General features: G+C 59.1%; 12 protein-coding genes. 9 read left to right on the top strand and 3 right to left on the bottom strand.

Translation table 11 applies throughout. The features are described from left to right. The 3 genes from NW852_RS05290 to NW852_RS05280 form a co-directional block, all read left to right on the top strand. Nucleotides 1-210 (top strand): DUF2839 domain-containing protein (locus tag NW852_RS05290; protein WP_414426518.1); only part of this gene is annotated, 210 nt, incomplete at its 5' end. A gap of 36 nt (nucleotides 211-246) precedes the next feature. Beyond that, the gene (locus tag NW852_RS05285) at nucleotides 247-1,074 is read left to right on the top strand and encodes a carbon-nitrogen hydrolase family protein (RefSeq protein WP_414363761.1); all 828 of its coding nucleotides are present in this window, start codon (nucleotides 247-249) and stop codon (nucleotides 1,072-1,074) included. A gap of 9 nt (nucleotides 1,075-1,083) precedes the next feature. Next, the gene (locus NW852_RS05280) at nucleotides 1,084-1,344 is read left to right on the top strand and encodes a glutaredoxin family protein (protein ID WP_414370516.1); all 261 of its coding nucleotides are present in this window, start codon (nucleotides 1,084-1,086) and stop codon (nucleotides 1,342-1,344) included. A gap of 4 nt (nucleotides 1,345-1,348) precedes the next feature. Here the strand turns inward: NW852_RS05280 and NW852_RS05275 are convergent, their stop codons facing one another. Further along, nucleotides 1,349-4,843, bottom strand: coding sequence for a DNA polymerase III subunit alpha (locus tag NW852_RS05275; RefSeq protein WP_414426517.1), 3,495 nt, complete (start codon nucleotides 4,841-4,843; stop codon nucleotides 1,349-1,351). A gap of 113 nt (nucleotides 4,844-4,956) precedes the next feature. Here NW852_RS05275 and selD point away from each other — a divergent pair, with 113 nt between their 5' ends. From selD to NW852_RS05260, 3 genes are all read left to right on the top strand, one after another. Further along, the gene (selD, locus tag NW852_RS05270; RefSeq protein WP_414426516.1) at nucleotides 4,957-6,021 is read left to right on the top strand and encodes a selenide, water dikinase SelD; all 1,065 of its coding nucleotides are present in this window, start codon (nucleotides 4,957-4,959) and stop codon (nucleotides 6,019-6,021) included. A 119-nt stretch (nucleotides 6,022-6,140) separates the two neighbouring features. Continuing rightward, the gene (locus NW852_RS05265) at nucleotides 6,141-6,641 is read left to right on the top strand and encodes a hypothetical protein (protein WP_414335588.1); all 501 of its coding nucleotides are present in this window, start codon (nucleotides 6,141-6,143) and stop codon (nucleotides 6,639-6,641) included. Between the two features lie 115 nt (nucleotides 6,642-6,756). Next, nucleotides 6,757-7,863 carry an ABC transporter permease gene (locus tag NW852_RS05260; RefSeq protein WP_414335586.1) on the top strand — a complete coding sequence of 369 codons (1,107 nt, stop codon included), beginning with the start codon at nucleotides 6,757-6,759 and terminating at the stop codon, nucleotides 7,861-7,863. Between the two features lie 54 nt (nucleotides 7,864-7,917). Here the strand turns inward: NW852_RS05260 and NW852_RS05255 are convergent, their stop codons facing one another. Further along, a complete protein-coding gene (locus NW852_RS05255; protein ID WP_414363752.1) occupies nucleotides 7,918-8,847 on the bottom strand; it encodes a hypothetical protein in 930 nt (309 codons plus the stop codon). A 312-nt stretch (nucleotides 8,848-9,159) separates the two neighbouring features. Here NW852_RS05255 and NW852_RS05250 point away from each other — a divergent pair, with 312 nt between their 5' ends. Further along, nucleotides 9,160-9,726: a hypothetical protein gene (locus NW852_RS05250; RefSeq protein ID WP_414370519.1), complete on the top strand. Its 567-nt coding sequence runs from the start codon at nucleotides 9,160-9,162 to the stop codon at nucleotides 9,724-9,726. A gap of 128 nt (nucleotides 9,727-9,854) precedes the next feature. On the opposite strand, the gene NW852_RS05245 is transcribed toward NW852_RS05250, so the two are convergent. Then, nucleotides 9,855-10,733, bottom strand: a complete 879-nt coding sequence (locus NW852_RS05245; RefSeq protein ID WP_414426515.1) for a hypothetical protein — start codon at nucleotides 10,731-10,733, stop codon at nucleotides 9,855-9,857. A gap of 212 nt (nucleotides 10,734-10,945) precedes the next feature. Between NW852_RS05245 and NW852_RS05240 the strand changes: the two genes are divergently transcribed. Beyond that, nucleotides 10,946-11,695: a HEAT repeat domain-containing protein gene (locus tag NW852_RS05240; protein WP_414347654.1), complete on the top strand. Its 750-nt coding sequence runs from the start codon at nucleotides 10,946-10,948 to the stop codon at nucleotides 11,693-11,695. Between the two features lie 77 nt (nucleotides 11,696-11,772). Beyond that, the gene (mnmA, locus tag NW852_RS05235) at nucleotides 11,773-12,885 is read left to right on the top strand and encodes a tRNA 2-thiouridine(34) synthase MnmA (RefSeq protein WP_414336169.1); all 1,113 of its coding nucleotides are present in this window, start codon (nucleotides 11,773-11,775) and stop codon (nucleotides 12,883-12,885) included. The last annotated feature ends 56 nt before the right edge of the window (nucleotides 12,886-12,941 follow it).

Here is a 12,941-nt window from a genome sequence, read left to right as displayed (position 1 = left end):
AAGCGCCGCAAAACCCGCAAAAGCCCCGATCCTGACCAAGAGCTACTGTTTCCCCAGCTCAAAGATATTCCTCTCACCAGAGCCCAAGCCCGCACGATCTACAATTGGACAACTCGGGGCGCTTGGGCCGGCATTATTCTCCTGGCCATTGTTTGGGTGGTGGTGCGATTTGTGGGGCCTGCGTTGGGCTGGTGGCACCTGGTGGGCTAGACGGCTGGATCCTTTGAGTTTTCCTGGAGTTTCCCCATGCGATCCTATTTGGCAGCCGCCCTTCAGATGACCAGCACCCCCGATCTGGCCGGCAACCTACAACAGGCAGAGGAGTGGATTGACTTTGCGGCGCGGCGGGGATGTGAGCTGGTAGCTTTGCCGGAAAACTTTGCCTTCATGGGGCCGGAGGCAGAAAAAGCTCGCCTTGCCCCAGAGATTGCGCAGCGGGCCGAGGAGTTTTTGGCCAAGATGGCCCAGCGCTACCAGGTATTCGTGCTGGGCGGGGGATACCCGGTGCCGGATGGACAAGGCAAGGTGTACAACACCGCCGCCCTCTACAGCCCCGAGGGCAAGGAGCTGGCCCGCTACCGCAAGATCCACCTTTTTGACGTCAACCTGCCCGACGGCAACACCTACCGCGAGTCGAACACGGTGGTGAGCGGCAACGAGGTGGTGGTCTGCCAGGAAGAGCGGCTGGGCATGCTAGGTCTATCGGTTTGTTACGACGTGCGCTTTCCCGAGCTGTATCGTTCCTTGGTGGATCGAGGAGCGCAGGTGCTGTTGATCCCCGCCGCCTTTACCGCCTACACGGGCCGGGACCACTGGCAAGTTTTGCTGCAGTGTCGCGCTATTGAAAACACCTGCTACGTGATTGCTCCCGCCCAGGTGGGCACCCACTACGAGCGGCGGCAATGTCATGGCCACGCCATGATCGTGGATCCTTGGGGGACGATCCTGGCGGATGCCGGCGGCGAAAAACCAGGGGTGGCCATTGCCGAGATCGACCCGGAGCGCCTGCAGCTTATCCGGCGGCAGATGCCCTCGCTGCAGCACCGTCGTCTGGCCTGTACTGTCAGCCTTTAGGGATCCCCTATGCCTTGGCCGCCCTTGATCCTCTACAGCAAGCCCGGCTGCCACCTCTGTGAGGGCCTAGCGGAGAAGTTGCAGCAGATCCCTGAGATCGCCACGTTGGAAATCCGCGACATTACTGCCAACCCCGCCTGGTGGGAGCGCTACCAACTGGAGGTTCCCGTGCTGAGCTTGGCGGGGGATCCCGAACGATCTCTGCCCCGCCCCTCGCCGCGGCTAACCGTGACCCAGTTACGCACTTGGCTGGAACGACAGTTGGGTTGACGGCTTAAGAGGCTAGCGCTTCGCTGCGGGCGGTATAGCCAGCTTGGCGGAGGGCCTCAACTGCAGCCTGGGCATTTTTAACCCAAAATTGGGATCCCAGTCTTACCCAGAGCGTGTGGGGAGGGGCGACGATGGCCGCCACAACGGGGATGCGATTTTCTTCCTTGGCTTCCGAGCGTTGACGGGTAAGAACCGCCTGCAGACGGTGTCGCTCCTCTACAGTTCCGGCAGCCTCCAGAGGGAGTTGCACCGTAACCCAACTCACCGATTCAATTGGCTGTAAGTCCTCGACAATCAATTGCACCTGTTCATCCCGCTGATCCACCTTGGCCCAGATCAATAGCCGTTGATCCACCTCCAGGCGATGGCGCAAACGTTCGTAAGTCTTGGGGAAGATCACCGCTTCGCAACTGCCGGTGAGATCTTCCAGTTGCACAATGGCCATGCGATCCCCTTTCTTGGTGGTTACGGTTTTGATGGCGGTCACTAGGGCCAGAATGCCTACAGAAGTCTCGGCTGCGTAGCCGCTCAAATCCGAGAGGTTAACGGGAGCCAACAGGCGCGCCTGCTCTTGAATCCGCCGCAGCGGGTGATCCGAAACATAAAAACCCAACAGCTCCCGTTCCAGCCTTAACTTTTCTGGCGCTGGAAAATCTTCGGTAGCAGGCCCCCGCGGCGCTTCCATAAATCCCTGGCCATCACTGCTGTCGCTGCCCAACAAATCAAATAGGCTGGCTTGACCAATGGCTTTGGACTTGGCCCGCTCCGTCGCCCAGGTGAGAATGGGATCCAGATCCACCATTAATTGCTTGCGGTTGGGGGAAATACAATCAAAAGCGCCTGCACAGATCAGCGACTCGATGGCGCGACGGTTAACCAGGCGCAGATCCACCCGCTGGCAAAAGTCGGCCAAAGAGGTGAAGGGGCCCCCCGCCTGGCGGGCAGCCAGGATGTTTTGAATCGCCCCCTCACCCACATTCTTCACCGCCCCTAGACCAAACAAAATGCTGGATCCTTGGGGGGTAAAATCCAGCCCAGAGCGGTTGATATCGGGCGGTTGAATCTGGATCCCTATCGACAGACAATAGGTGATATAGCGCTGCACCTTATCTTGATCCCCTCCCACAGAAGAAAGCAGCGCCGCCATGTATTCTGTTGGATAATTGGCCTTGAGATAGGCTGTCTGGAAAGTAATCAGTCCATAGGCCGTAGAGTGGGATTTGTTGAAGCAATACTCGGCGAAAGCAACCATCTGGTCAAATAGTTCCGTGGCCACTTCCTTGGCCACACCTCGCTCCAAAGCTCCCCGGACGAATTGCTCTCGCTGTTGCTCCATCTCGGAAACTTTCTTTTTCCCCATCGCCCGCCGCAGCAGGTCGGCCTGGCCCAGGGTATAGCCGGCCATGTCCTGGGCAATGCGCATGATCTGTTCTTGGTAGAGAATGGCGCCATAGGTATCTTGAAGGATTGGCTTGAGGAGATCGTGGGCATAGGTTACCGGCTTGCGGCCATGTTTGCGATCGATAAAGTCTGGGATCATGCCCGTATCCAATGGCCCGGGTCGGTAAAGAGCCAAGACCGAGGAAATGTCTTCTAAGTTGGAAGGCTTGAGCTCTCGCACCACCTGCTTCATCCCGGAAGATTCCAGTTGGAAGATCCCTTCCAGCTCTCCCTTTTCCAAAAGTTGGTAGGTTTTCTCGTCATCCAATGGTAGGTTATCCAGGTCGATGGTGACCCCTCTGTGCTCTCGAATCAGCTCCACAGCCCGCTGGATCATCGTCAGGTTGCGCAGCCCCAAAAAGTCCATCTTCAGCAGGCCCAGAGACTCAATATCTTCCATCGAGTACTGGGTAATAATTTGGCCTTCGTTGTTGTATTGCAAGGGCACGATCTCATCCAAGGGATCCTTGGCGATGACCACGCCGGCAGCGTGAACCCCAAAGGTTTTGTTGGTGCCTTCCAACAGGCGGGCCAGCTCGATCCAGCGGTGAGTGGTTGGGTCTTTCTCGTATTTTTCTTTGAACTCTGGAGCCGGCGTGTTCTCGCCGATCATCTCCTCCAGTTTGGCAGGCTTACCCCGCGATACCGGGATCAGCTTTGCCATTTTGTCGGCTTCGGCATAGGGAATATCGAGCACCCGGGCAACATCTTTGAGAATAGCTTTGGAAGTCATGCGGTTAAAGGTGATGATTTGGGCCACTCGCTCTTGACCATACTTGCGGGTTACATAGTCGATCAGCTCTCCCCGCCGCTCGATGCAGAAATCGGTATCGATATCCGGCATCGATTGCCGTTCTGGGTTGAGAAAACGCTCGAAGAGCAACCCATATTTGACGGGGTCAATATTGGTAATTTGCAGGGCATAGGCCACCAGGGATCCGGCTGCCGAACCGCGGCCTGGGCCTACTGGGATCCCGTGCTCGCGGGCATAGCGAATGTAGTCCCAAACCACCAGGAAATAGCTGGAGAAGCCTTTTTGTTGGATGATGCTTAGTTCAAAGCGCAGGCGCTCCTGATAGTTTTCTGGAATCTGATCTGGATAGGCAACGCCGCAGCGTTTTGCCAAGCCCTGCCAGGCCAATTCGGTGAGATAGCTATCGGCAGAATGGCCCGGTGGAACCGGGTAGTCGGGCATGCGCATTTCCCCAAATAGGTCATAGCCCTCGATCTTTTCCAGCACCTTGAGGGTGTTGGCAATGGCTTCATCGATCACCTCTTGCTCCAGGTGATCGCGGCAGAGGCGGCGCATTTCTTCTGGGCTTTTCAGGTATTCCGTCCCACTGTAGCGAAGGCGATCTTTCTCGGTAAGAGATTTGCCTGTTTGGATGCAGAGCAGGGCATCGTGGGCCTCCACATCCCAGCAGGAGATGAAGTGGCTATCATTGGTGAGGATGATCGGGATCCCCAATTCGCGAGCAATGCGCACCAATTGCACATTGACAAAGCGGTCTTCTCGATAGCCGTGATCCTGGATCTCAATGTAGTAATCATCTCCAAACTGTTCTTGATACCAGGCGGCAACCTGGCGGGCAATTTCTGGCCGCCCCTGCAAAATGGCCTGGGGCACTTCCCCAGCTCGACAGCCGCTGGTCACGATCAACCCCTCCTTGTATTGGGCCAAATACTCTTTGTTGATGCAGGGGCGAGCAAAGATCCCCTTGCCTTGAACGCCGTGGAGATGGGAAATGGTGGTTAGCTTCACCAAGTTTTTATAGCCCTGGGTGTTTTTGGCTAGAACCACTTGGTGATACTTGGGATACTTGCGGCTTTTGTCTCGAATATCGCCGTTGATAACATACATCTCGTTGCCAATAATCGGCTTGATCCCTTTGCTTTTACACAGTTTCACCAGCTCAATGGCCCCATACATGACGCCGTGATCGGTCAGGGCCAGTCCTGGCAAACCCATCGCCACCACCTGCTCAATCAAACGCGGCAATTGGCTAGCCCCGTCCAGAAGGCTGTACTCGCTGTGCAAGTGCAAGGGGACAAAAGACATGGCAACGCTATGGGTAGAGGGATCCCTTCAACCTTAACCCAGCGCCCCTTTTTCCAGTTGCTGCTAGCTGCCGCTACAGTAAAGTCAGGCCGACGTTTTCTCCCTTTGCTTGCATGGAGACTCCCCTTCGCCTCACCCAGTACTCCCACGGCGGCGGCTGCGGCTGCAAAATTGCCCCGGCGCTGCTGCAGCAGATTCTTAAGGAGCTGCCTCTTCTTTGGTCAGATCCGGCCCTGTTGGTGGGGGCTGAAACGAGCGACGATGCCGCCGTCTACCAACTCAACGACGAGCAGGCCCTGATCCTGACCACCGACTTTTTCATGCCCATCGTGGACGATCCGGTGGATTTTGGCCGCATTGCCGCAGCCAACGCCCTTTCTGACGTTTACGCGATGGGGGGCACGCCCATTCTCGCCCTGGCCATTCTGGGTATGCCGGTCAACACCCTGCCCCTGTCGGCTATTCGGGAGATCATGGCCGGGGGAATCCAGATCTGTCAGGAAGCCGGGATCCCTTTGGCCGGGGGGCACTCCATCGATTCGCCCGAGCCCATCTTCGGCTTGGTGGCGGCAGGCCTGGCCCACCCGCAGCACATCCGCCGCAACGCCACGGCTCAGCCCGGCGACGACCTCATCCTAACCAAGCCGCTGGGGATCGGGGTGATGACCACCGCCCTAAAAAAGGGTCAGCTTAGCGCAGCGGGCTACGCCGAGGTTTTGCAGGTGATGACTCAGCTTAACCGCATCGGCCCACAACTGGCGCGGCGACCCCAGGTTCACGCCCTAACCGATGTAACGGGGTTTGGCCTCTTGGGACACTTGCTAGAGGTCTGCCGTGGCTCAGGGGTAAGCGCCGAGCTGGATTTGGCTGCTATTCCCTTTTTGCCCGAGGCCCTCTCCTTGGCGGAGGCGGGGATCTTCCCAGGTGCAGCCCGCCGCAACTGGCAAGGCTATGAAGGCGTAGAGGCCGACTCTCTACCGGAGTGGCAGCAGTTGCTCTTGGCGGATCCGCAAACCAGCGGCGGCTTACTGGTGGCGGTGGATCCCGCCTTCACGGCAGAGCTTTTGCAAGAGCTCCACAGCGCCGGCTACTCCTATGCCCGCCGCATTGGCCGCTGCCAGGCCGGCGAAGGGATCGCCATTCGGGTTGTCGGCGAGATCCAAACCCCCCGCCAGTAGCTTGGGGGAAGGCCACGTTTGGCCCTCTCCCCCCAATCTATGAAGATTTGGTCAAGCAGAGCTGCGAAAGTTGAAGATCTCATGTAAGGGGAAGGGGAGCTGAGATATCTTAAAGAGGTATGAACGAGCCCTCTCCCAACAGCCATAGCCTGGTTCAGTGGGTTGAGCCAGGTCAACTGATTCGCAGCCTCAGCAGCGGCCAATTGCTGATGGTGGATCCGCAGCGGCACAACGCCTTGATCATCTGCAAGACGTTTCATGCCGAGTTTGCCGGGCCGGGCGCTGCGGTGGGGGGGCCCTTGGATGTGGAGTCGAGCAGCGTGATCCCGATTGGGGATGTGGCTCTGTTGCATCCTCAGGGCTATCAAGAGCGGCAAAACGCCTATACCAAGCGGCTGCACTGGATGCGCTGGTTACAGCAGATCACCGATAATCCTTTGCCGGCCCAGCGGGCGCGGATTTTGCTCTTTAGCTTGGAGGAGTTTTTCTCTGCGGAGTTGGTCAAGCAGTTGCCGGATGACATTTTGGCGCGGCTGGTGGGGGTGCTGCCGCAGACCATCGCCGCAGCTCGGATGGAAATGATGGCCCCCTGCAGCCCCAGCTATTCCCTGGCCGGCTAGGGGGATCCGTTCAAGATTGGACGGCGTGGGCAGTGTCTTCGAAATAACCCCAAAGCTTAGCTACACTAAAAGCCAACTTCGTTCTGGCAACTCGCCCAACCGGAACCCTGGCCTCATGCAGTGGTGGAAACGGCTGCGCCAAAATCGCTGGGCTCAAGTGGGAGCCTACATTCTCGTTTTTTTCTACGTCTGCGCCATTTTTGCCGAGTTTGTTGCCCCCTACAGCCCGCTGGAATCGCAGCCAGGGGGATCCCTTTTGCCCCCCACCGCCATTCACTTGTGGGATGAGTCGGGCGCTTGGCTGGGGCCCCACGTTTACCCCACCCGCCAGGGGCCGGTGGATCTGGAAACGGGCGAACGTCCGCTTTTGGTGGATAGCAGCCGTCCCGCCGGGATCCGCCTGTTTGTGGCCGGCACCCCTTACCGTTGGCTGGGGCTGATCCCCTGGGATCGACATTTGTTCGGCACCGTCCCCCTGCGGCCAGAGGAAGGGCTGCCGGTAGCGCGGCTGCACCTGCTGGGCACGGATGATCAGGGCCGCGACTACTTCAGCCGTCTGGTCTATGGCGGGCGCGTCAGCCTGTTTGTTGGCCTGGTGGGCATCGGCATCTCTTTTCCCATCGGCCTGCTGGTGGGGGCCATATCCGGCTACTTCGGCGGCTGGGTGGATACGCTGCTGATGCGGCTGACTGAGGTGTTGATGTCGATCCCAACCCTGTATTTGCTGGTGTCGCTGGCGGCGGTGTTGCAGGTGAACCCGCTGACCGGCGTGCCCTTCAGCAATGCCGAGCGCTTTTTGGTGATTGTGGCCATCCTCTCTTTTGTGGGTTGGGCGGGCTTGGCCAGGGTCATTCGGGGCCAGGTGCTGTCCTTGCGGGAGCGAGACTTTGTGCAGGCGGCGCGGGTGGCCGGGGCCGGATCCCTGTATCTGCTGGTGCGGCATATTCTGCCTCAGACCACCACCTACGTGGTGATCTCGGCAACCTTGGCGGTGCCCGGCTACATCGTGGCGGAGTCGGTGCTGAGCTTGATCGGCCTGGGGATCCAACAGCCGGATGCGTCTTGGGGAAATATGCTGTCGCTGGCCACCAATGCTTCGGTAATCATTCTGCAGCCTTGGCTGGTGCTAGCCCCCACCCTGATGGTGGTGCTCACCTCTTTGTCTTTTAACTTGCTGGGGGATGGTCTGCGAGATGCCCTCGACCCGCGGGATCCATTTTGAGGAGAAGCTGCTTCCGAATTGTGACGGTTCAGGGGAGATGCGAGGGTCTGCCGTTCACCGCTTTCCGTCCGGATAGAGCCGATTTAGCCCCTTGCGAGCCTTAGCATAAACATCCAAGGTGGCATTCATTTTTAGGATCTGGCGGTAAACTTGCTCGGCCCGGGCAATTTCCCCCTCCTGCTCCAACTTCTCGGCCAGCTTGAGCAAACTTTGGGCCGAGGGATCCGCCAAAGAACCCTGCTCCTGCAGTTGCTGCAGCTCTTCCAGGCGCTCCTGCACCATTGGTCGCAACAGCCAGGAATCATCCAGATCCAACACCTCTCGGTAGTAGCGCTGGGCCTCTTTGAAGTTCTTCTGCTCGTCGTAGGCTTCCGCCAGTTGCAGAGCCAGCTCCGCCGTGGGCCGATCCTTAAACTGGCGATGCAGTTGGTTCAGCCGCCGCAGGAAGGGGGATCCCTGCTGCGGGTTTTGTAAATCCGGAGCGTGTTGAACCGGCAGATAGTTGCTCCTCTCCGCCGATTGTTGAGGGGAAGGGGCAGGCTCCGCGGCTTGAGATCGGAGGGGCGTTTGACGGCTGATGCTTTTGGGGTCAATGGGGGCGGGCTTGTAGACCCAAACCGGCTGATCCGGAGAGGATGCCGGTGGGGTTGGGTGTGGGATCGGCTGGGGCAAGGGAATGGTCTTGCGCTCCGGCGGTTCAGAAGGGGGTTGCTTCAGTTCTGCAAGGGTGCCGGGAGGTTTGGGGGCTTGGAATTGAATTGCTTTGGCAGTCTCCCTGCGTTCTTGGGCCAATTCTCGATAGAGGGCGGCCAATTGGGCATACCCCGCTTCTTCGTAGGCGGTGGCCAGCCAACGGGCATTCTCCGGGCTGGGATCCGCACGATAAGCCCGCCGCAGCAACTGCAAAGCAGTGCCATAATTGCGCTCTCGAATGGCTGCCTGCCCCAAACTGGCTGAGCTGACCCCGGTTGTATCGCTAGCCATGGTTCTCCGTTATGCCTTGCTGTGCAGCGATAATAAATCAGTTTTCCTTTTCCAAGCCAGCCACTCAGGGCAACCTTGGCAACTGGATCCCTTGGCCATAGCATACCCTTGTCGAGCCGAACGCTGACTGTTGGGAAAGACTTCTCTTCTTGTTGGGATCTGCTCGATAGACATCTTTAGCCGATGTTGATTTGAGATTGAGGCGTTGAGATCTGGATGTGAGGCGTACTTTCAAGCTAGCTTGTAGTCAAGACCCGAGCAGCGACAGGTTTCGGCGCAAACATGATTCAACAGTTTCGAGAGCGGTACCCTATGGGCAGTTTGCTTACCGATCTGTTGCGCGTAGAAGAAGGGATCTACATTGTCAAAGCTCAGGTGGTGGTGAACAACACGGTTCTGGGTAGTGGTATTGCCGGCTCCAACACAGTAGAAGAAGCGGAAGATGCTGCGCTGAAGCGCGCTTTAAACCACGCAGGATTCGGTCATTCCGCAACTTCCTTGAGCTTGGGTATGGATTCTGCTGCCGCCAGGCTGCCCTATTTACCAACTCCCGACTTGGCCTTGGCCAATGGGCGCACCCACTCTTCTCCTGCCCCTCAAGCTCCTGAGCCAACAGGGATCCCTGTCCAACAGCAGTCGCTCCCGGAGCTGCCCAACCTGAGGGAGCCAGAGGCCCAGGGGGAGGATTTGTCGGACATCATTGCTCAAACAGATGTCGAGATGCAGCGTATTGGCTGGGGCCGCAAGGAAGGACAAGAGTTCCTGGAGCGTCGCTTCCAGAAAAAATCTCGCCACCAACTGAATGAGGCCGAACTGCGGGAGTTCTTGCGTTATTTAAAACAGCAGCCGTCACGCCTCAACAGCGAGCCTCGTTTTTGATTTTCCCAGACTCCCTCACCCCCGGCCCCTCTCCCTCTGGGAGAGGGGAGTTAGACTTGACTTTGGAAAAATCCCTTGCCCAGAGGCGGGAGAGTAGATCAAACCGCTGGGCTCTGGAATAGCCACGGCTAGGGCGCACCCACAATTACAGTGGTGTCTTGCATTGTCTTCACGACGGTCTCGCCTCCTTCCGAGAGCACAACCCGTCGCTCTGGCACCGATACTCCGGCCACTTTGGCAGTTTGGTAGTTCTGCCCGGCCTGCACCACAGAAGGGATCACGCCTGGACCGGAAACCAGCGCAAAGGATTCACCGCCGATTTGGACAACCCCAGAAACTTGCACGCTGCGGGCAAAGGCCGCCGGGTCGGGAGTGGGCGTTGGGAGCGGGGTGGCCACTGCTACGGGCACTTCGCCACCATTGCCGGGCGGCGGCAGTTCCGGAGGCGGAGGCAGAGGTGGCAGATCAAGGGTCGGCTCAGGGGCACGCACGTTTTGGGGCACAAAGGGATCCGCCCGTCCGGCCCCACTTAAGGCCCGCTGGGTTTCCTGCTCCCGATCCACCGGTGGGATCAGGCTAGAGGCAGCTTGGGTGGTTTGCAGAAGAGAAGGCACCGGCGGCGGTTGGTCAGGAGCGGTCTGGCCAAAACCGTCGGGCAGGTTTGCCGTTTGTTGCCGGGCAAGAGCTTGCATCTGGCTGGCTCCCCGCGCCAGAGTAGCGTTCATATCCTGTTCCCAACGGCCTGAGGCGTTGAGCCGCATAACTACAGGGCTGCTGCCGCCGCGCGACTCCACCCAGATCTCGGCTGCTGTGTCGCTCAGCCGACGGGAGCGGAGGATGCGGGATCCCGGCGGCAAAAGCGGCTGCAGCGCCAGCTCCGCTTCGGGAACCGCTTGTTCGTTGGCCAAAGCAGAAGATAAACGAGGGGACAAGCACAACATGCCCCCTGCCGACAACAGGAGGATCCCAAGTGAGAGCAGTTGGCGACCAGGCGAAGATTTCAGCATAGAGACCACCGGCAGAGAGCCTCGCATCACCAAAATAGCCAAAATCTTGGGGATGGGGCTCCATCGAGCTGCTTTTTTCGGCAACAATGCTAGGATTTCCCAATCAAAGCCTCAGCCCCTGTCGATAGGGATCCCGACCTCAAAGCCGGCCCCTGTCCGAGCGCAGCCCAATTTGCCATAATGAAGAGAGACTGTAAACATTTGTTAAGGCCATGACTGTCTCTGCTCTGGATCCTGTCAACCCCGCTCGTCTGGAGGAAATCGCCCAACGCTTGCGCAGCCAACGCCCTGCGGATCGCATGGTGGCCTTGGCCCAGTTGCGGGATGTGCCAGCGGAGCAGGCGGTGCCGCTGATTTTGCAGGTCATCGACGACGAAAACCTGCAGGTGCGCTCTTTTGCCGTCTTTGCCCTGGGGATCAAGCAGACGGACGCCTGTCTGCCCAAGCTGCTGGAGATCCTCACCCAAGACCCGGACTACGGCATTCGCGCCGATGCGGCAGGCGCCCTGGGCTACTTGGAAGATCCGCGGGCTTTCGAGGCCCTGGTGCGCGCTTTTTATGAAGATGTGGAGTGGCTGGTGCGCTTCAGCGCCGCCGTGGCCCTGGGCAACCTGAAGGATCCACGGGCCTATGAGGTGCTGCTGCGGGCGTTGGAGGGGCCGGAAGTGTTGCTGCAGCAGGCGGCCATTGCAGCTCTGGGAGAACTGGGGGATCTGCGGGCTTTGGATCACATCCTGCGGTTTGCCCAGTCGGAAGATTGGCTGGTGCGGCAGCGGCTGGCCCAGGCCTTGGGAAATCTGCCCTCGCCCAAGAGTGTTTCTGCCCTCAACTATCTGGCCAGGGATCCCCACGATAGCGTTGCCGCGGCGGCTTTGGATTCGCTGCGGCGGCTGCGCCAAAGGGGCTTCCCAGAACCCACGCCTGAGGCGGGATCCCGGCCAGCCGATTCGGAAGCAAGCTAAGCTGGAAATCCGGGTTTGGCCTGGTGTAGGGAGGCGAGGATTTGCCGACCCTTGTTGTTTCCTGATCCCCTGCTGCGATGGTTACCAGCCCCCATCCTCTAGTTGCTCCGGAGATAGCCGGATCCCCCTCTCGGCCCCGCATTGTGGCGGCCCTTTCTGGGGGGGTAGACAGCTCCACGGTGGCGGCCCTTCTCCACGAACAGGGCTATGCCGTGGAGGGAGTGACTCTCTGGCTGATGCGGGGGAAAGGCCAGTGCTGCACCGACGGCCTGGTGGATGCTGCTGCCATCTGTGAGCAATTGGGGATCCCCCACCATGTGGTGGATAGCCGTGAGCTGTTTCAGGCCGCCATTGTTGATTACCTGGTGGCCGGCTATGGGGAGGGGATCACACCGCTGCCCTGCTCCCAATGCAACAAGCTGGTGAAGTTCGGCCCCCTGCTGGCCTATGCCCGCGAGACGCTGGGCATCTCTCAGATCGCCACCGGCCACTACGCGCGGGTGCGTTTTGAGGCCGAGCTGGGGCGCTATCAACTGCTGCGGGCGGTGGATCGGCAGAAGGATCAGTCCTATTTTCTCTACGACCTCAGCCAGGAGCACCTGGCCCACAGTCTCTTCCCCTTGGGCGAGTACACCAAGGCCCAGACCCGTCAGATTGCCGCGCGCTACGGCTTGGTTACGGCAAACAAGCCCGAAAGCCAGGATCTGTGCTTGATCGAGACCTATGGCTCGATGCGCAACTTTTTGGATCAGCACCTGGGTCAAAGGCCGGGGGAAATTGTCGATACCCAGGGGCGAGTCCTGGGATATCACGAAGGTATCCACCACTACACCGTCGGCCAGCGCAAGGGGCTGGGGATTGCCTCTTCCCGTCCGCTCTATGTGGTGCGCATCGATGCGGCCATGAACCGCGTGGTAGTGGGAGAGCGGGAAGAAGCCACCCAAGCTGAGGCGTGGGTGCGGCGGGTGAACTGGGTCTCGATCCCTGCGCCGGCAGAACCCTTGGCCGTGGAAGTGCAGGTGCGCTACCGTACCCCACCGGTGCCGGCTATGGTGATCCCAAAATCGCCGGAGCGGGTGAAGCTACAGTTTGCCGAGCCGCAGTTTGGCGTCACCCCTGGCCAAGCCGCCGTCTGGTACCACGGGGATCTCCTGCTGGGAGGCGGCATCCTGGAGCGCCCTTCTCCCTAACTAGAGATTCGGCAGAGCTCTCTGGCATTACTCCCCTCTCCCCCTGGGAGAGGGGC

Origin of the sequence: Synechococcus sp. H60.1, assembly GCF_047462335.1 — a bacterium.
Classification (GTDB): Bacteria; Cyanobacteriota; Cyanobacteriia; order Thermostichales; family Thermostichaceae; genus Thermostichus.
Note: the sequence above shows the minus strand (reverse complement) of the source record. Positions and strands in the feature narration are given on the sequence as shown.